Below are 17,968 nucleotides of genomic sequence, written 5' to 3' on the forward strand. Positions count from 1 at the left end.
GCCCGATTGGCGCGGCGGCTACTGTGGCGCTTATGGCATGCGCGAGATTCCGGATGCGGGTGACGCGCGGATGACGAACTCGTCGGCACTGCGCCGCGTACTGCGACGGGCCCGCGACGGCGTGCTCCTCAATCCCGAGGAAACCGCCATCGCGATGACCGCGCGCGGCAGCGACCTGGCCGACCTGTGCGCGAGCGCCGCCCGGGTCCGCGACGCCGGACTGGTGTCGGGCGGCCGGCGCGGGCCGGGCGGACGACTGCCGGTCAGTTACTCGCGCAAGGTCTTCATCCCGGTCACCCACCTGTGCCGCGACACCTGCCACTACTGCACCTTCGTCACCGTGCCCGGTGTGCTGCGAGCCCAGGGCAAGCAGATGTACCTGGGGCCCGACGAGATCCTCGACATCGCTCGCCGCGGTGCCGAGTTGGGTTGCAAAGAGGCGCTGTTCACACTGGGGGACCGGCCCGAGGACCGTTGGCCCGAGGCGCGCCAGTGGCTCGACGAGCGCGGTTATGACAGCACGCTGGCCTATGTACGGGCGATGGCCATCCGGGTGCTGGAGGAGACCGGCCTGCTGCCGCACCTCAACCCCGGAGTGATGAGCTGGTCGGAGATGTCACGGCTCAAGCCGGTGGCGCCGTCGATGGGCATGATGCTCGAGACCACGTCCCGGCGGCTGTTCGAGACCAAAGGCCTCGCGCACTACGGCAGCCCGGACAAGGACCCGGTGGTGCGCCTGCGGACGCTGGCCGACGCGGGCCGACTCTCGATCCCGTTCACCACCGGCCTGTTGGTCGGCATCGGCGAGACGCTGGCCGAGCGTGCCGACACCTTGCACGCGATCCGTAAGGTGCACAAGGAGTTCGGGCACATTCAAGAAGTCATCGTGCAGAATTTCCGGGCCAAGGAGCACACCGCGATGGCGGCGGTGCCGGACACGGGTTTCGAGGATTTCCTGGCCACGGTAGCGGCGACCCGGCTGGTGCTGGGCCCCAAGATGCGGGTGCAGGCACCGCCCAACCTGGTGTCGGCGCAGGAATGCCTGGCGCTGGTCGGTGCCGGGGTCGACGACTGGGGCGGGGTGTCGCCGCTGACGCCCGACCATGTCAACCCGGAGCGGCCCTGGCCGGCACTGGACGACCTGGCCGCGATCACCGAGCAGGCCGGCTACGACCTGGTGCAGCGGCTTACCGCCCAGCCGGACTACGTGCTCGCCGGTGCGGCGTGGATCGACCCGCGGGTGCGCCCGCACGTCGCGGCGCTGGCCGACCCGGACACCGGCTGGGCCCGCGACGTCAATCCGGTCGGGCTGGCATGGCAGGAGCCCGACGAGGTGCAGTCCGCCGGCCGGGTGGACCTGCACACCGCGATCGACGTCGACGGTCGGGCCACCGAGACGCGCAGCGACCTGGGCAGCGCCTTCGGAGACTGGGAGTCGATTCGCGAACAGATCCACGACCTGGCCGCCCGTGCGCCGGAACGTGTGGACACCGATGTGCTGGCGGCGCTGCGTTCCGCCGAACGCGACCCAGCCGGCTGCACCGACGCCGAGTACCTGGCGCTGGCCACCGCTGACGGCCCCGCGATGGATGCTGTTGCCGCACTGGCCGACTCGCTGCGCCGCGACGTCGTCGGCGACGACGTGACCTACGTGGTCAACCGCAACATCAACTTCACCAACATCTGCTACGTCGGTTGCCGGTTCTGTGCGTTCGCGCAGCGCAAGGGGGACGCGGACGCCTTTTCGCTGTCGAATGCCGAGGTCGGCGAACGCGCCTACGAGGCGCACCTGGCGGGCGCCACCGAGGTCTGTATGCAGGGCGGGATCGATCCGGAGCTGCCGGTCACCGGTTACGCCGATCTGGTCCGCGCGGTCAAGGCGCGGGTGCCGTCGATGCACGTGCACGCGTTCTCGCCGATGGAGATCACCAACGGGGTGTCCAAGAGCGGCTTGAGCATTCGCGAGTGGCTGATCAGCCTGCGCGAGGCCGGCCTGGGCAGCATCCCGGGCACCGCCGCCGAAATCCTCGACGACGAGATCCGTTGGGTGCTCACCAAAGGCAAGTTGCCGACCTCGATGTGGGTTGAGGTGGTCAGCACCGCGCACGAGGTGGGACTGCGGTCCAGCTCGACCATGATGTACGGCCACATCGATTCCCCGCGACACTGGATTGGGCACATGCGGGTGCTGCGCGACATCCAGGACCGCACCGGTGGTTTCACCGAGTTCGTGCCGTTGCCGTTCGTGCATCAGAGCTCACCGCTGTACCTGGCCGGCGGCGCGCGGCCCGGCCCGAGCCACCGCGACAACCGTGCCGTGCACGCATTGGCGCGCATCATGCTGCACGGCCGCATCCCCAACATCCAGACCAGCTGGGTCAAGTTGGGGGTGGAGCGCACCCAGGTGATGCTCAACGGCGGAGCCAACGACCTGGGCGGCACCCTGATGGAGGAGACCATCTCGCGGATGGCCGGCTCGGAGCACGGATCGGCCAAGACGATCGCGGAGCTGACGTCGATCGCCGAGGGCATCGGCCGCCCGGCCCGCCAGCGCTCCACCGACTACGCGCCGCTGCCGGCCTGAACTTCCTGCGATTTCGGCGCGTTTTCTCCCGCTGAGCGGGCATTATCGCGCCGAAATCGCCTTAGAGCCGGGCGGCCAGCTCGGTGCCCTGCTTGATGGCCCGCTTGGCATCGAGCTCGGACGCCAGTGCGGCCCCGCCGATGATGTGCGGTGTCACCCCGCGGGTGCGCAATCCGTCCTCGAGGTCGCGCACCGACTCCTGGCCGGCGCAGATCACCACGTTGTCCACGGCCAACAACTGCGGGCGCGACTTGCTGGGGCCGTAGCTGATGTGCAGCCCGTCGTCGTCGATACGGTCGTAGTTCACCCCGGAGAGCTGCTGGACATTCTTGGCTTTCAAGGATGCCCGGTGTACCCAGCCGCTGGTCTTGCCCAACTTGCGGCCTTGGGCACCTTCGGTGCGGGCCAACAGATAGACCTGGCGGGCCGGCGGCGCCGGGTCCGGCGGAATCAGCGCGCCCCTGGCCTCCCAGGGATCGGCGGCGCCCCACTCGGCCTTCCACTCTTTGAGGTGCAGCGTCGGTGAGGAGTCGGGTGAATCCAGGACCAGGAACTCGCTGACGTCGAACCCGATCCCGCCGGCACCCACCACCGCCACCGAGGAGCCCACCGGGCGGCCCGCGATCGCCTCGGCATACGACATCACCATCGGATGCTCGATGCCCGGGATCCGCGGGATCCGCGGTGTGACCCCGGTGGCCAGCACCACCTCGTCGAAGCCGGTCAACTCGTCGACGTGGGCGCGGCTGCCCAGACGCACCGTTACGGCGTACTTGTCCAGCATGGTGGTGAAGTAGCGGATCGTCGCGGCGAACTCCTCTTTGCCGGGAATCCTCTTGGCCAAGTCGAATTGGCCCCCGATGAACTCGTTCGCCTCGAACAGCGTCACGTCGTGGCCGCGTTCGGCGGCCGACACCGCCGCGGACAACCCGGCGGGCCCGGCGCCCACCACCGCGATGCGCCGGCGCTGCCGCGTCGGGCCCAGCACCAGCGTGGTCTCGTGACCGGCCCGCGGGTTGACCAGGCAGGAGACCTTCTTGTGCACGAAGGCGTGATCCAGGCAGGCCTGATTGCAGGCGATGCAGGTATTGATCTCCTCGGCCCGGCCGTCGGCGGCCTTGCGCATCCAGTCCGGATCGGCCAGCATCGGGCGGGCCATCGAGATCAGGCGCACCGACGTCTCGGCGAGGGCCTGTTCGGCGGCCTGCGGCATGTTGATCCGGTTGGACGCCACCACCGGGATCGTGAGGTGGTCGGCGACCGCGCTGCTGATGTCGACGAACGCGTTGCCCGGGACCGAGGTCACGATGGTCGGCACCCGCGCTTCGTGCCAGCCGAAGCCGGAGTTGATCATGGTGGCGCCGGCCGCCTCGACTTCGGTTGCCAGCGCGAGGATCTCCTCCCAGCTCTGCCCATCATCGACGTAGTCGGCCATCGACATCCGATAGCAGATGATGAAGTCGTCGCCGACCGCCGCGCGGGTGCGAGCGACGATCTGCACCGGGAAGCGGCGCCGGTTGGCGGCCGTGCCGCCGTAGCGGTCGGTGCGCCGGTTGGTGCGCGGTGCTAGGAACTGGTTGAGCAGGTAGCCCTCGCTGCCCATGATCTCCACGCCGTCGTAGCCGGCCTCGCGGGCCAGTTCGGCGGCTCGGGCGAAGTCGGCGATCGTCGACTCGACCCCGCGCGTGGACAACGCCCGTGGCCGGAAGGGATTGATCGGTGCCTTGATGCTCGACGCGCTGACCGAAAACGGATGGTAGGCATAGCGTCCGGCGTGCAGTAGCTGCAGCGCGATCTTGCCGCCGGCATCGTGCACGGCATCGGTGATGCGCCGATGCCGTCGCGCGTCGGCGCGGGTGGTCATGGCCGAGGCGAACGGCAGCAGCCAGCCCGACCGGTTCGGGGCGTAGCCACCGGTGATGATCAGCCCGACGCCGCCACGGGCACGCGCCGCGAAGTACTCGGCCAGCTTGGCGGTGTCGCCGGCGCGGTCTTCCAGACCGGTGTGCATGGAACCCATCACCACCCGGTTGGGCAGGGTCGTGAAACCCAGGTCCAGCGGGGACATCAAGATCGGGTACGGATTGGTGGATTCTGTGGTCACAGGGCCCCCTTCACCTCAGTGCCTGTTCGACTTCGTCGAGCCAGTCGATCGCGCTTTCCTCCGCGCGAATACCGCCGCGCAACACCAGGTACTGATGGAGCGCGGCGCCGGTCAGCGAGCGCGGATCCGGGAATTGCTTCTTCTCCAATGCGCGGTAGACGTCCAAGCGCTCGCCGCGTTCGGCGCGCAGGGCAAGCGCCTGCTCGCGCACCGTGGCACGGTCGCTGTGGCCGGCGCCGCGGATCTTGACGGCCAGTTCGCGCAGCCGGTTGTCCACCACCGAGCTTCCGCGCCCGGCCAGCGGGGCCGCTATCCAGCGGGCCAGCTCCGCGCGGCCGGCCTCGGCGACGGTGTAGACCTTCTTGTCCGGGCGGCCCTGCTGGGCCACCTCGGTGGCCTGCACCCAGCCGTCGGCCTCCATGGTGCGCAGCGTCCGGTAGATCTGCTGGTGAGTGGCGCTCCAGAAATAGCCGATCGAGCGGTCGAAGCGGTGCGCGAGCTCATAGCCCGAACCCGACTGCTCGCTCAGCGACACCAGGATCGCGTGGGGAAGTGCCACGCGGGGAAGCATAGGCAGCCGCACGCAACCTATGCAACTAGTTGCACAGCAACTGAGTGCATAGCGCGGCGGAGCCGGGTGCTGGGGGTCGCCGCTATAGCTGAGTGGGCCGTGGTGGTCGCGGCGCGGTAGCGGCCTCTACTATCAGGACCGATGAATCCGCCCTGCGTCGCCGCAGCCCCGTGAGTCCCGTGCGCGGCGGCAGATCGGCCGCACTGCCGACATTTCCGTGGGACACCCTGGCCGAGGTGACGGCGCTGGCCAAGGCGCACCCCGACGGCATCGTGGACCTGTCCGTCGGCACCCCGGTCGACCCGGTCGCCCCGGTGATCCGCGAGGCACTGGCCGCGGCCTCGTCCGCGCCGGGTTACCCCACCACCGCCGGCACTGCGGCGCTGCGCGCCTCGGCGGTCGCCGCGCTGGAACGGCGCTATGGGATCACCGCCCTGGCGGAGTCGGCGATTCTGCCTGTCATCGGCACCAAGGAACTCATCGCCTGGCTGCCGAGCCTGCTCGGCCTGGGCGACCAGGACGTGGTCGTGGTCCCGGAACTGGCCTATCCGACCTACGAGGTGGGCGCCCGGCTGGCCGGGGCTCCATGGGCGCGCAGCGATGCTCCGCAGCTTCTCGATGGCCCGCCGCCGGCCCTGGTGTACCTGAATTCGCCGAGCAACCCGACCGGGGCGATCGCGACCGCCGACCAGCTGCGCGCCGTCGTGGGCTGGGCCCGCGAGCACGACGTGCTGCTGGTCTCCGACGAGTGCTATCTGGGCCTGGGCTGGGACGCCGAGCCCCGCTCAGTGCTGCACCCGGCGGTCTGCGACGGCGACCACCGCGGCCTACTGGCGGTGCATTCGCTGTCGAAAACGTCCTCGCTGGCCGGGTATCGGGCCGGTTTCGTCGCCGGGGACGCGGCGGTGGTGGCAGAACTGCTCGCGGTACGCAAACACGCCGGGATGATGGTGCCCACCCCGATCCAGGCGGCCATGGTCGCCGCCCTTGACGACGACGCCCACGAGCAGCAGCAGCGTGAGCGCTATGCCCGTCGCCGCGCAACGCTGCTGCCCGCGATGCAGGCGGCCGGGTTCACCATCGAGTTGTCCCAGGGCGGGCTCTACTTGTGGGCCACCCGCGGCGAGGCGTGCCAGAACACCGTCGAATGGCTGGCCCGGCGCGGCATCCTGGTGGCGCCCGGCGAGTTCTACGGACCGGCCGGTGCGCACCACGTGCGGGTGGCGCTCACCGCCACCGACGAGCGGATTGCCGCAGCGGCCACCCGGCTGGGTTAGCCGCCGGGCGTATCGCATTCGCCGGTGAGAATCCGCTCGATGGCGTCGTGCTCCGCCTGGGTCACCCACAGGCCGTAGCCCGACTTCACCGAGACGATCCGCGAGACGTAGGCGCAGCGGTAGGACTTGTTGGGCGGGAGCCAGGTGGCCGCGTCGCCGTCGCCCTTCTGCTCGTTGATCGGCCCGCTGGTGGCCTGCAGGTTCAGCGGGTCGTTGGCGAAGTTGCGGCGGGTGAGCTCATCCCACTGCTGGGCGCCCTTCTGCCAGGCATCCGACAACGCGACGACATGATCGATCTGCACCGCCTGAGAAGTACCCCGTCCGCGCTGGAAGGCGATGGCGACATCGGTGTAGGGATCGTTCAAGACACCGGATGCCACCACGCAATCGGTGGTGCCCGGCTTGATTGCGATGTCCACCAGGTCGCGGCGCAGGATGTCATTGCGGGTGTCGCAGCCGTTGTGCCCGCCGGGCACCGTCACGTCATCGGTCCAGGCCTCGCCGAACAGTGCGCGCGAGTAGCCGGTCTTGGGGGCGCGGCCCTTGATCGGCAGCGCCTCGAGCATGGCCAACGCGGCCGGACCGTCGGCGGCACCCACCGGAACCGGGTCGGCTGCGGCCGGTACAACGCTCAGCAGGGCCGCGGTGAGCGCGGCAAAACACGCCGGCCACCTGCGTCGCTGGTCGACCACGGCACCTCCACTCCCGCACTCCCGGTGGAACAGTCGCGGACGCTACCAGCGTGCCCCGACACCGATCGATGCGCGCTGTTCGCCGCGCGCCATAGGCTGAGCGGATGCGCATCCATCCCGAGGTCGCCGATGCGTTGACCGCCGGCCGGGCCGTGGTGGCGCTGGAGAGCACGATCATCAGCCACGGTCTGCCTCGTCCGGACAATCTGCGCATCGCCCGCGCCATCGAGCACGCCGTGCGCTCGGCGGGCGCGGTACCGGCCACCATCGCCATCCTCGACGGCCAGCCGCACATCGGTCTCGACGATGACGCGCTGCACCGTATCGCCACCGGTGGGACGGCGATCAAAGTCAGTGTCCGGGAGATCGCGATGCTGGCCGCGGTGGGCGGCGACGGTGCGACCACGGTTGCCTCGACCGCGCACCTGGCGGCGGCGGCCGGTATCACGGTGTTCGCCACCGGCGGGTTGGGCGGTGTGCATCGCGGCGCGCGGGACAGCTACGACGAGTCCGCGGACCTGACCACGCTGTCGCGCACCCCCGTGCTGGTGGTGTGTTCGGGCGTGAAGTCGATTCTGGACATCGGCGCCACGCTGGAGCGGTTGGAGACGCTGTCGGTCGGGGTGATCGGCTACCGCACCGACCGCTTCCCGGCGTTCTACCTCGCCGACTCCGGCTACCCGCTCGACTGGTGGGTGCAGACGCCGAGACAGGCTGCCGCGGTGCTGCGGGCCCGCGACCGGCTGGGCACCGACGGCTACGGTTTGGTGCTGGCCAACCCGATCCCCGCCGATGCCGAGCTGGACCGTGAGCTGCATGACCGGGTGCTGGCCGACGGGCTGGCCGCCGCCGGAGCCGCGGACGTACACGGCAAGGACGTCACCCCGTTCTTGCTCGACTACTTCCACCGCGAGACCCGCGGCGCATCGGTGTCCGCCAACGTCGCCCTGGTGCTGGCCAATGCGCGGCTGGCCGCCGAGATCGCCGTGGCCTACGCCGCCGGGTGACCGAGCGCGGCAGCGCATCTGGGCGCATCCTGGGTTATGGACGCCATCACCGAAGTGCCGGTTCCGGTCAACGAGCCGGTCCATGACTACGCCCCGGACTCGGCGGAGCGCACCCGGCTGCGCGCCGTACTGGCTGTGCTCGCCGACCAACCACGCGACCTGCCGCACGTCATCGCCGGCCGGCATCGGATGGGCGACCACCCACGCCGACGCCACCGCCGCGGTCGAAGCCGCCGGCGAGCGCATCGACATCGTCGCGCCGCACCGGCACGCCGCCGCGGCCAAGAACGACTGGGCGGCAACCCCGTTCGATGAGCGCGCGGCCATCTTCCTGCGAGCCGCCGACCTGCTGGCCGGCCCGTGGCGGGAGACCATCGCCGCCGCGGGCATGCTCGGTTCAGTCCAAGACCGTCTATCAGGCCGAGATCGACGCACCGTGCGAACTCATCGACTTCTGGCGGTTCAACGTCGCGTTCGCCCGTCAGATCCTGACGCAGCAACCCATCAGCAGCCCGGGAGTGTGGAACCGCACCGATTACCGGCCGCTGGACGGGTTCGTCTACGCCATCACCCCGTTCAACTTCTCCTCGATCGCTGGCAACCTGCCCACCGCCCCGGCGCTGATGGGCAACACGGTGATCTGGAAGCCATCCGTCACCCAGAGCCTTGCCGCGTTCCTGACCATGCAGCTGCTGGAAGAGGCCGGGCTGCCGCCGGGGGTGATCAACCTGCTCACCGGTGACGGGTACGCGGTTTCCGAGGTGGCGCTGGCGGATTCGCGGCTGGCCGGAATTCACTTCACCGGCTCGACGGAGACATTCCGCGCGCTGTGGCGTCAGGTGGGTGCCAACATCGACCGGTACGGCAACTATCCACGACTGGTGGGGGAGACCGGCGGAAAGGATTTCGTGGTGGCGCACGCCTCGGCGCGGCCGGAGGTACTGCGTACGGCGCTGATTCGCGGTGCCTTCGACTACCAAGGTCAGAAGTGCTCGGCCGCCTCGCGGGCGTACATTCCCCGCTCGCTGTGGCGGCGATTCGGCGACGACCTGCTGGCCGCCACGGCAGAGCTGCGCTACGGCGACGTCACCGACCTGACGAATTTCGGTGGCGCGCTCATCGACGGGCGGGCGTTCGCCAAGAACGTGCGCGCCATCGAGCGCGCCAAGGCCGCCGCTGGTGTCGAGGTTGCGGTCGGCGGTGACTACGACGACAGCGTGGGTTACTTTGTGCGGCCCACGGTGCTGCTCGCCGACGATCCGGCCGACGAGATGTTCAGCACGGAATACTTCGGCCCACTGCTGTCGGTGCACGTCTACCCCGACGAGCATTACGAGCAGATTCTCGACCTCATCGACACCGGATCGCGCTACGCGCTGACCGGGGCGGTCATCGCCGAGGATCGGCACGCGGTGCGTAACGCGCTGCAGCGGCTGCGGTTTGCTGCCGGGAACTTCTACGTCAACGACAAACCGACCGGTGCGGTGGTGGGGCAGCAGCCGTTTGGCGGGTCGCGCAACTCGGGAACCAACGACAAGGCGGGTTCGCCGCTGAACCTGCTGCGCTGGACATCGGCGCGAACGATCAAGGAGACCTTCCTGCCGCCCACCGAGCACGGCTACCCGCACATGGCGGCGCCGTGAACCTGATACCCTGGGGGGTATGAGCCACTACCAGGAAGTCCTCAACGAGCTGAATCCGCAGCACCGTGACCTTCGGCAGCAGATTCCGGGCGTCTACCAAGCGTTCGGCGAAATGAGCAAGGCCACGTTCGAATCCGGCGCCTTGGAGCGCAAAGTCAAAGAGCTGATGGCGATGGCGATCGGGGTGGTGCAGGGCTGCGATGGATGCATCGCCTCACACGCGCGGGCGGCGGCACGCGCCGGGGCCACCAAGCAGGAGGCCGCCGAGGCCATCGGCGTCAGCATTCTCATGCACGGCGGTCCGGCCACCATCTACGGGGCCCGTGCCTACACGGCGTTCTGCGAATTCGCCGACGCCACCGACTGACGAACCGGTGTTGAGCCGGCCGGGTTAGCGGCCGATCACCCTGGCGATGCACATCTCCGGTTCGACGAACGGTTCCAACTCCGCGCTGCCGCCGGGCGCGTTCTCGGCGTTGAGCAGCCCGCGCAGCAGGCCCCGGTGCATGGCGCAGCTGACCTCCGGGTGCGCCCGCGCCAAGTCGCGAACCGGACACGCGTGCAGCAGGATCGTGCGTCGGTTGCCATCGCCGTCTTCGGCCACGGTGAGTTCCGCGCCGAACCCCATCCGCGCGAAGATCCCCGCGATCCGGTCGGCGCACTCGTCGATGCCGGCGTCGGGGGCCGATCCGTTCGGCGTGACGGCATCCTCGGCGGAATCGTCGGAGGCCACGATCCGATCGGCCCAGCGTTGGCCCGCTCGTTCGGCACGTTCCTGGCGCTCGGCGGCGGTCTCACCGAGCTCCATCGCCAATATCTCGGCCAGGCTGCGGTAGTCCAGCCGGTCCCGGACTGCCACATAGCCGGTGCGGGGCCGCCCGACGCCGTCGCGTTTGATCCGGGTCCGGGCGACAGCCCCGTCCTCACACAAGGCATCGAGATGGAACCGCACCGTGGTGACGTGCAGGTTCATCCGCTCGGCGAGCTCGGCGGCGTCGACGGCGCCACTGGCAGCGCCCACCAACCGCAGCACTCGTTCCCGTTGCTGGTTGCGCGGCAACCGCTGACTGCGAGCGGTCCCGTGCCGCTGGCCGGACTGGTCGTGCATGGGAGTGCCTCTCCTTGAGGAGTTGCCCACAAATTTAAGGGAAGTAATTCGTTGATACCACTTGTGGCGGTCGGCCGTTGCCCGGTCGGTCGGCCGGGCCCACCCTGTGTACCGGGTAACGTCCCCCAGATGCTGCTGACCTCGCTGGCTGCCGACGGCTCGAACGCCTCGGACATCGCCGATGCGGTGCGTATCGACAACACCCTGCTGAGCCGTGCCGAGCTGAGTGCCGCTTCGGCGGCAGTGCACGAAGATCTTGCCGGTGTGCCGACGGTCGCGGTGTTGGCCACCCCAACGGCGCAGACCGTGCTGGCGGTCACCGGTTGTCTGCTCGCCGGGGTACCGGTGGTGCCGGTCCCGGCTGACGTGGGCGTCGCCGAACGCCAGCACATACTGCGCGACTCGGGTGCGGGGGCCTGGCTGGGGGAGCGACCCGACGACCTCGCCGGCCTGCCGCACTTCCCGGCGCGCGCCGGATCGTCGCACCAGGTCCCCGAAGTGGGCGAAGAAGACGACACCGCGTTGATCATCTACACCTCCGGCACCACCGGCCCGCCCAAAGGCGTACAGCTGAGCCGGCGGGCACTGGCCGCCGACCTCGACGCGCTGGCCCAGGCCTGGCAGTGGAGCCCCGATGACGTGCTGGTGCACGGCCTGCCGATGTACCACGTGCACGGTTTGGTGCTGGGTCTGTTGGGCTCGCTGCGGGTGGGCAACCGCTTCGTACACACCGGCAAGCCGACGCCAGAGGCGTACGCAGCCGCGGGCGGCACGCTGTATTTCGGGGTGCCCACCGTGTGGTCGCGGGTGGTGGCCGACGCGGGCGCCGCCGGAGCGTTGCGGCCGGCGCGGTTGTTGGTCTCGGGCAGTGCGGCGCTGCCCGTCCCGGTCTTCGACGCACTCGTCGCGCAGACCGGTCACGCCCCGATCGAGCGGTACGGCAGCACCGAATCGCTGATCACGGTGAGCACCCGCGTCGACGGTGAGCGCCGCCCGGGATGGGTGGGTCTGCCGTTGCACGGGGTACAGACCAAGCTTGTCGCTGATGACGGCGGCCCGGTGCCGCACGACGGCGCGACGATCGGGCGGCTCGCGGTGCGCGGACCAACGCTTTTCAACGGATACCTCAACCGGCCCGACGCGACCGCCGAGGCGTTCGACGCCGATGGGTGGTACCGCACCGGGGATGTGGCGGTGATCGACGGCGATGGCATGCATCGGATCGTCGGCCGTGAATCGGTGGATCTGATCAAGTCCGGTGGCTTCCGGGTTGGGGCCGGTGAGATTGAGACGGCGTTGCTGGGCCATCCCGCGGTTGCCGAAGTGGCCGTCGTCGGATTGCCCGACGAAGACCTGGGGCAGCGGATCGTCGCGTTCGTCGTTGCTTCGCCCGACAGTTCTGCGCAGCCCCGTGAATTGATCGATTATGTTGGGCAACAGCTTTCGGCTCACAAGCGGCCACGTGAGGTACGGATCGTGGATGCCCTGCCGCGCAATGCGATGGGAAAGGTACTCAAGAAGGCGTTGCTGACGTAGGCTCCGCTTTGCGCGAATCGATACCAGAAGGGTGGCCGTGTGAAGCCAAGGAACCGATTCAGTCTCGCCGCTGTTACCGTCCTCGCCTGCACGACGGTCCTGCTCGGTGGGTGCTCGGAGGTGGAGAAGGTCATCAATAAGGGCGGCGACACCACGTGCGGAGAGTTCAACGGCCACACCGACGAGAAGCAGCGCTCCGAGATCTCCAAGATGCTCAAGGACAAGAAGGGTGGCGAGCCGTCGAATCTGGAGCTGTCGGGAACGCAGGTCGCGGTCAGCGCCTACTGCAAGACGATCGGGAAAGACAGCGACAAGATCAGCAGGGCGATGCTGTAGCGCTCAGCTCATCCGCGGAGGCGGTCGCCGCAGGGGCCGGCCGGTTCCCAGCTTCGCATCGCGCACTCGACTCCGTCGTCATCGAGCGCGGACACCGGCAGGGGTAATTGATCACTCCGGCAGCGCATACCGTCGATAAGGATGGCCACATAACGGCGCCACAGCTCCGCGTCGACATGGCCGGCGAACTCGCTCACCGTGCCGGCCAGCAGCCCGAAGATCGGCATGTCGGTGTCGGACAGTTCGGGGCGCAGGCGACCGTCGCTGCGCGCTCGCTCCACGAGCCGCTTCTGAACGGGAATGAGTCGCTCCTGCGCCGCCGTCACGCGATCGCCGCCGTAGGACTTGCTGAAGGCGATCTCCCGCAATCCTCGGTCGGTCGCGGTGATCTCACACATCTGCTCGACGTACCACACGAACCCCTGCCAGGGATCTGGTTGTTGCAGAGCTGATTCCGCCAAGTCCGCCAGCTGGTTCAGGCCGTCTACGAAGATCGCCTCGAGCAGCTCCTCCTTGCTGGCGAACCTTCGGTAGACGGTGCCCACTCCCACGCCCGCATGGTGCGCGACGTCGTTGAGGTTGGGCTCCAGCCCCTTGCCCGCGAACAGGTCACGAGCTGCTTCCAGGATGCGCTTCCTGTTGCGCTCGGCGTCCTTGCGCAACGGGCGGTCCGTCGTCTCACTCACGTTCACCTGCCAAGTGTAATGGGCACAACATTAAACCGGATTGACTTAATCCACTTACTTAATTAGCTTAGCTAGCTGGAGTGGAGACGGCGGCCGGCCTGGTCAATGTCGGGGAAGGCAGACGATGAAAAGGCTGATCAGCCGGGTTTGGCTACCCGCTTTGATCGTGACGGCAGTCGCGGCAGGAGCTGTCACCGTCGCCCAGCTGCGGACCGTGTTCGGTGCGCATCCGGTTGTGGTGACCGACTTGTCCTCGGACAACGCCGAGGACTTCAACCCGAAGTTCGTGAAATACGAGATCTTCGGTTCGGGCACCACAGCCGTCATCAACTACATGGACCTCGAAGGCAAGCCGCAGCGCGTCACCGATGTGGCATTGCCGTGGACTCTGACCCTGCAGACCACCTTGCCCTCGGTGATGCCCAACATCCTGGCCCAGGGCGACGGCGACAGCATCAGCTGCCGGGTGACCGTCGACGACGAGGTCAAACAGGAAAGGACGGCTACCGGAGTGAATGCCGAAACCTTCTGCTTTGTGAAGGCCGCATGAGCGCGTCGACGGCCGGAGCGCCGACCGAACCCATTCCGGCAGCACGTCACGCCGCGCGCCCGGGACTACCCCGATTCATCCGCAAGTTCGCGGTGCCGATCATCTTGGCCTGGATCGCTTTCGTTGCCGTGCTGAACATCGTCGTGCCGCAGCTCGAGGAAGTCGGCAAGATGCGTGCGGTGTCGATGAGTCCCAACGACGCACCGTCGATGATCGCCACCAAGCGCGTCGGAAAGGTGTTCGAAGAGTACGACACTTCCAGCTCGGTGATGATCGTGCTCGAAGGCGAAGAGCCGCTGGGCGCCCAAGCACACGAGTTCTATGACCAGATGGTGCGCGATCTGCGCGCCGACACCGCCCACGTGCAGCACGTCCAAGACTTCTGGGGCGACACGCTGACGGCCAAGGGCGCCCAGAGCGCCGACGGCAAGGCCGCCTACGTTCAGGTCTACATCGCCGGCGACCAGGGCGAGACGCTGGCCAACGAGTCGGTGGACGCGGTGCGCCACATCGCGTCCGAAGGGCCCGCCCCCGCCGGCGTAAAGGCCTACGTGACGGGGCCGGCGGCAACAAGTTCCGACCAGAACCACGTCGGCGACAAGAGCATGGAAACCATCGAGATGCTCACGTTCGCCGTCATCACGGTGATGTTGTTGGGCGTCTACCGATCCATCATCACCACGCTGATCGTGCTGCTGATGGTCGTCTTCGAACTGTCGGCCGCCCGAGGGCTGGTGGCATTCCTGGGATTCCACAACCTGTTCGGCCTGACGACCTTCGCTACCAACATGCTGGTGACGTTGGCCATCGCCGCCTCCACCGATTATGCGATCTTCCTGATCGGTCGATATCAGGAGGCGCGCAAAGCCGGCGAGGACCGAGAAACCGCTTACTACAGCATGTTCCACGGGACCGCGCACGTGGTGTTGGCCTCGGGGCTGACCATTGCCGGGGCCACGTTCTGCCTGCACTTCACTCGGCTGCCGTACTTCCAGACGATGGGTTTCCCGCTGTCGATCGGCATGGTGATCGTGGTCGCCGCGGCCTTGACCCTGGGGCCCGCCGTCATCTCGGTGTGCAGTCGCTTCGGCAAGATTCTCGAGCCCAAGCGCGTCACCCGGTCGACCGGGTGGCACCGGGTCGGTACTGCCACCGTCCGCTGGCCCGGAGCGATACTGGTGGCCGCCGTCGCGGCGGCGCTGATCGGCCTGCTCACGCTGCCCGGGTACCACACGAGCTACAACGACCGCATCTACCTGCCCGACGATGTCGCGGCGAACGTGGGCTATTCGGCGGCGTTCCGGCACTTTTCTCAGGCGAAGATGAACCCGGACCTGATGATGATCGAAACCGATCGGGACCTGCGTAACCCGGCGGACTTCCTGGTGATCGACAAGATCGCCAAAGCCCTCAAGAACGTTCACGGGATCGCCCAGGTGCAGACCATCACCCGCCCCGACGGGGACCCGATCAAACATTCCACGATCCCGTACACCGTCGGCCAGAGCGGCACAGCCCAGCTGATGAACAACGACTACATGCAGACCAACCTGGAGAACCTGCTCAAGCAGGCCGATGATCTGCAGGCCAGCATCGACTCGATGACCGAGATGATGAGCATCCAGCAGGATCTGGCCGAAGTGTCGCAGCGGATGGCCGACAAGATGTCCAACACGGCGGTCGACATCGGCGAAATGCGCAACCACATGGCCGATTTCGACGATTTCTTCCGGGTGTTCCGCAACTACTTCTACTGGGAGCCGCACTGCTTCGACATCCCGATCTGCTGGTCGTTGCGGTCGATCTTCGATGCCCTCGACGGTGTCGACACCATGTCCGCCGACTTCGATGAGATCGTGCCCGACATGCAACGCATGGCCGAGCTGATGCCTCGGATGGTCGCGGTGATGCCGGCGCAGATCCAATCCATGAAGAATCAGAAGCAGACGTTGCTCAACCAGTACCAGGTGCAGAAGGCCCAGCAGGACCAGAACATGGCGATGCAGGAGAACTCCACGGCCATGGGCGAGGCGTTCGACACCGCCAAGAACGACGATTCGTTCTACCTACCGCCGGAGGCCTTCGACACCGCCGACTTCAAGCGCGGCATCAAGCTGTTCATGTCGCCGGACGGTCATGCGGTGCGGTTCACCATCATTCACCAGGGTGATCCGCTGACACCCGAGGGAATCTCGCGCATCGAGTCGCTCAAGGTCGCGGCGGCCGATGCGATCAAGGGGACACCGTTCGAGGGGGCCAAGATCTACCTCGGCGGCAGCGCGGCGATGTTCTACGACATGCAGCAGGGCGCCAACTACGACCTGCTGATCGTCGCGACGGCCGCACTGATCCTGATCTTCATCATCATGATGGTGCTCACCCGCGCCGTGGTGGCCGCAACGGTGATCGTCGGCACGGTGGTGCTCAGTCTCGGCTCGGCGTTCGGCCTGTCAGTGCTGATCTGGCAACACCTGGTGGGCATCCCGCTGCACTGGATGGTGCTGCCGATGTCGGTCATCGTGCTGCTCGCCGTCGGCGCGGATTACAACCTGCTGCTGGTCTCGCGCATCAAGGAGGAGATCCACGCGGGTCTGCACACCGGGCTCATCCGCGCCATGGTCGGCACCGGTGCCGTGGTCACGGCCGCGGGTCTGGTGTTCGCCTTCACCATGGCCTCCATGGCGGTCAGCGCCTTGATCGTGATCGGCCAGGTCGGCACGACCATCGGGCTGGGCCTGCTCTTCGACACCCTGATCGTGCGGTCCCTGATGACACCGTCGATCGCCACCCTGCTCGGGCGCTGGTTCTGGTGGCCGCAGATCGTGCGTCCACGCCCGGTTCCGCAGCCCTGGCCGCAGCCCATCCAGCGGGAGCCGGAGGAGGTGCTGGTTTAGTTGGCGTGCAGGTCCTCGTTGAGGGCGATGCCCTGACCGTCACGGGCCACCACCTCGACCGCGCCCGTTTGTGAATTGCGGCGGAACAGCAGGTTGTTGCCGCCGGCCAGATCGCGGGCCTTGGCCGTGCTGCCATCGGGCAGGGTGACCTTGGTTCCGGCGGTGACGTACAGCCCGGCCTCGACCACGCAGTCATCGCCCAGCGGGATGCCCAATCCGGCATTCGCCCCCAGCAGGCAGCGCTTGCCGATCGAAATCACCTGGGTCCCACCGCCGGACAGCGTGCCCATGATCGAAGCGCCGCCGCCGACGTCGGAGCCGTCGCCGACCACCACGCCCGCCGAGATGCGGCCTTCGACCATCGAGGCGCCCAGCGTGCCCGCGTTGAAGTTGACGAATCCTTCGTGCATCACCGTGGTCCCGGACGCGAGGTGGGCACCGAGGCGCACCCGGTCCGCGTCGGCGATGCGCACGCCGGACGGCAGCACGTAGTCGACCATGCGGGGGAACTTGTCCACGCCGTAGACCGTGACCGTGCCGCGCCGGCGCAACCGGGCGCGGGTCGATTCGAAGCCCTCGACGGCGCACGGCCCGTAGTTGGTCCACACCACGTTGGTCAGCACGCCGAACAGTCCGCCGGCGTTGAGTCCGTGCGGCACCACCAGCCGGTGCGAGAGCAGGTGCAGGCGCAGGTAGGCGTCGTAGGCGTCGACCGCGGTGTCGCCCAGCGACCCGATCACGGTGCGCACCGCGACCGTCTCGGTGCCGCGGTCCTCGTCATGCCCGAGCAGCCCAGCCAGATCGGCGGGCACCTCGTCCCCGCCAAGGCGATTGGTTCCGGGCTGGTCCGAGCCGCCCAACTCCGGTGCGGGAAACCAGGTGTCGAGCACGGATCCGTCTGCGGCCAGCGTCGCTATCCCGACGCCCGAAGCTCCAGTCACGCTGGTCAGGCTACCCCGGCGGTTAGCGAGGCTCGACGA

General features: G+C 67.9%; 13 protein-coding genes and 2 pseudogenes. 9 read left to right on the plus strand and 6 right to left on the minus strand.

Annotated features, from left to right (window positions below; translation table 11 throughout):
* The first annotated feature begins 37 nt into the window (after positions 1–37).
* Positions 38–2,584 (plus strand): bifunctional FO biosynthesis protein CofGH, encoded by a 2,547-nt coding sequence (locus ACKY0W_RS06045; protein WP_409436805.1) that lies wholly within the window; start codon positions 38–40, stop codon positions 2,582–2,584.
* 61 nt (positions 2,585–2,645) lie between these two features.
* Here ACKY0W_RS06045 and ACKY0W_RS06050 read toward each other — a convergent pair whose 3' ends face one another.
* Positions 2,646–4,652, minus strand: coding sequence for an FAD-dependent oxidoreductase (locus ACKY0W_RS06050; protein WP_409437662.1), 2,007 nt, complete (start codon positions 4,650–4,652; stop codon positions 2,646–2,648).
* Between the two features lie 46 nt (positions 4,653–4,698).
* On the minus strand, positions 4,699–5,247 hold the full coding sequence (locus ACKY0W_RS06055; RefSeq protein ID WP_409436806.1) for a PadR family transcriptional regulator: 549 nt from the start codon (positions 5,245–5,247) through the stop codon (positions 4,699–4,701).
* 191 nt (positions 5,248–5,438) lie between these two features.
* On the opposite strand from ACKY0W_RS06055, the gene dapC reads away from it, so the two are divergent.
* Positions 5,439–6,536 (plus strand): succinyldiaminopimelate transaminase, encoded by a 1,098-nt coding sequence (dapC, locus tag ACKY0W_RS06060; protein ID WP_409437663.1) that lies wholly within the window; start codon positions 5,439–5,441, stop codon positions 6,534–6,536.
* Positions 6,537–6,556: 20 nt separating this feature from the next.
* On the opposite strand, the pseudogene ACKY0W_RS06065 reads toward dapC, so the two are convergent.
* Positions 6,557–7,228: pseudogene (locus tag ACKY0W_RS06065) on the minus strand (HNH endonuclease family protein); the annotation flags it as partial.
* Positions 7,229–7,332: 104 nt separating this feature from the next.
* Between ACKY0W_RS06065 and ACKY0W_RS06070 the strand changes: the two are divergent.
* The 3 genes and pseudogenes from ACKY0W_RS06070 to ACKY0W_RS06080 all read left to right on the plus strand — a co-directional run bounded on the left by ACKY0W_RS06070 (position 7,333) and on the right by ACKY0W_RS06080 (position 10,245).
* The gene (locus tag ACKY0W_RS06070; protein WP_409436807.1) at positions 7,333–8,235 is read left to right on the plus strand and encodes a pseudouridine-5'-phosphate glycosidase; all 903 of its coding nucleotides are present in this window, start codon (positions 7,333–7,335) and stop codon (positions 8,233–8,235) included.
* Between the two features lie 36 nt (positions 8,236–8,271).
* A pseudogene (gene pruA, locus ACKY0W_RS06075) lies at positions 8,272–9,878 on the plus strand (L-glutamate gamma-semialdehyde dehydrogenase).
* Between the two features lie 19 nt (positions 9,879–9,897).
* Entirely contained in the window at positions 9,898–10,245 is a 348-nt protein-coding gene (locus ACKY0W_RS06080) for a carboxymuconolactone decarboxylase family protein (protein WP_409436808.1), read from the plus strand.
* A 24-nt stretch (positions 10,246–10,269) separates the two neighbouring features.
* Here the strand turns inward: ACKY0W_RS06080 and ACKY0W_RS06085 are convergent, their stop codons facing one another.
* The gene (locus ACKY0W_RS06085; protein ID WP_409436809.1) at positions 10,270–10,986 is read right to left on the minus strand and encodes a helix-turn-helix transcriptional regulator; all 717 of its coding nucleotides are present in this window, start codon (positions 10,984–10,986) and stop codon (positions 10,270–10,272) included.
* Positions 10,987–11,115: 129 nt separating this feature from the next.
* Here ACKY0W_RS06085 and ACKY0W_RS06090 point away from each other — a divergent pair, with 129 nt between their 5' ends.
* Both ACKY0W_RS06090 and ACKY0W_RS06095 read left to right on the plus strand, forming a co-directional pair.
* On the plus strand, positions 11,116–12,522 hold the full coding sequence (locus tag ACKY0W_RS06090) for an acyl-CoA synthetase (RefSeq protein ID WP_409436810.1): 1,407 nt from the start codon (positions 11,116–11,118) through the stop codon (positions 12,520–12,522).
* A gap of 120 nt (positions 12,523–12,642) precedes the next feature.
* Positions 12,643–12,858, plus strand: a complete 216-nt coding sequence (locus ACKY0W_RS06095; protein ID WP_409436811.1) for a hypothetical protein — start codon at positions 12,643–12,645, stop codon at positions 12,856–12,858.
* A gap of 8 nt (positions 12,859–12,866) precedes the next feature.
* Here ACKY0W_RS06095 and ACKY0W_RS06100 read toward each other — a convergent pair whose 3' ends face one another.
* The gene (locus tag ACKY0W_RS06100) at positions 12,867–13,544 is read right to left on the minus strand and encodes a TetR/AcrR family transcriptional regulator (protein ID WP_409437664.1); all 678 of its coding nucleotides are present in this window, start codon (positions 13,542–13,544) and stop codon (positions 12,867–12,869) included.
* Between the two features lie 124 nt (positions 13,545–13,668).
* Between ACKY0W_RS06100 and ACKY0W_RS06105 the strand changes: the two genes are divergently transcribed.
* Together ACKY0W_RS06105 and ACKY0W_RS06110 are read left to right on the plus strand one after the other, a co-directional pair.
* The gene (locus ACKY0W_RS06105; protein ID WP_409436812.1) at positions 13,669–14,094 is read left to right on the plus strand and encodes an MmpS family transport accessory protein; all 426 of its coding nucleotides are present in this window, start codon (positions 13,669–13,671) and stop codon (positions 14,092–14,094) included.
* Positions 14,091–16,988: an RND family transporter gene (locus ACKY0W_RS06110; RefSeq protein WP_409436813.1), complete on the plus strand. Its 2,898-nt coding sequence runs from the start codon at positions 14,091–14,093 to the stop codon at positions 16,986–16,988. The genes ACKY0W_RS06105 and ACKY0W_RS06110 overlap by 4 nt, the downstream gene beginning before the upstream one ends.
* On the opposite strand, the gene dapD is transcribed toward ACKY0W_RS06110, so the two are convergent.
* Positions 16,985–17,938 (minus strand): 2,3,4,5-tetrahydropyridine-2,6-dicarboxylate N-succinyltransferase, encoded by a 954-nt coding sequence (gene dapD / locus ACKY0W_RS06115; RefSeq protein WP_409437665.1) that lies wholly within the window; start codon positions 17,936–17,938, stop codon positions 16,985–16,987. The genes ACKY0W_RS06110 and dapD overlap by 4 nt on opposite strands.
* Positions 17,939–17,968: the final 30 nt, after the last annotated feature.

It is taken from the genome of Mycobacterium sp. SMC-14, assembly GCF_046250075.1.
Lineage (GTDB): Bacteria > Actinomycetota > Actinomycetes > Mycobacteriales > Mycobacteriaceae > Mycobacterium.

What these genes read in the sequence shown, in the direction of transcription:
- ACKY0W_RS06070 (WP_409436807.1), top strand. Translation starts at nt 7,333, where the DNA reads ATGCGCATCCATCCCGAGGTCGCCGATGCGTTGACCGCCGGCCGGGCC.
- ACKY0W_RS06110 (WP_409436813.1), top strand. Translation starts at nt 14,091, where the DNA reads ATGAGCGCGTCGACGGCCGGAGCGCCGACCGAACCCATTCCGGCAGCA.
- ACKY0W_RS06105 (WP_409436812.1), top strand. Translation starts at nt 13,669, where the DNA reads ATGAAAAGGCTGATCAGCCGGGTTTGGCTACCCGCTTTGATCGTGACG.
- ACKY0W_RS06090 (WP_409436810.1), top strand. Translation starts at nt 11,116, where the DNA reads ATGCTGCTGACCTCGCTGGCTGCCGACGGCTCGAACGCCTCGGACATC.
- ACKY0W_RS06085 (WP_409436809.1), bottom strand. Translation starts at nt 10,986, where the DNA reads ATGCACGACCAGTCCGGCCAGCGGCACGGGACCGCTCGCAGTCAGCGG.
- ACKY0W_RS06080 (WP_409436808.1), top strand. Translation starts at nt 9,898, where the DNA reads ATGAGCCACTACCAGGAAGTCCTCAACGAGCTGAATCCGCAGCACCGT.
- ACKY0W_RS06045 (WP_409436805.1), top strand. Translation starts at nt 38, where the DNA reads ATGCGCGAGATTCCGGATGCGGGTGACGCGCGGATGACGAACTCGTCG.
- ACKY0W_RS06050 (WP_409437662.1), bottom strand. Translation starts at nt 4,652, where the DNA reads ATGTCCCCGCTGGACCTGGGTTTCACGACCCTGCCCAACCGGGTGGTG.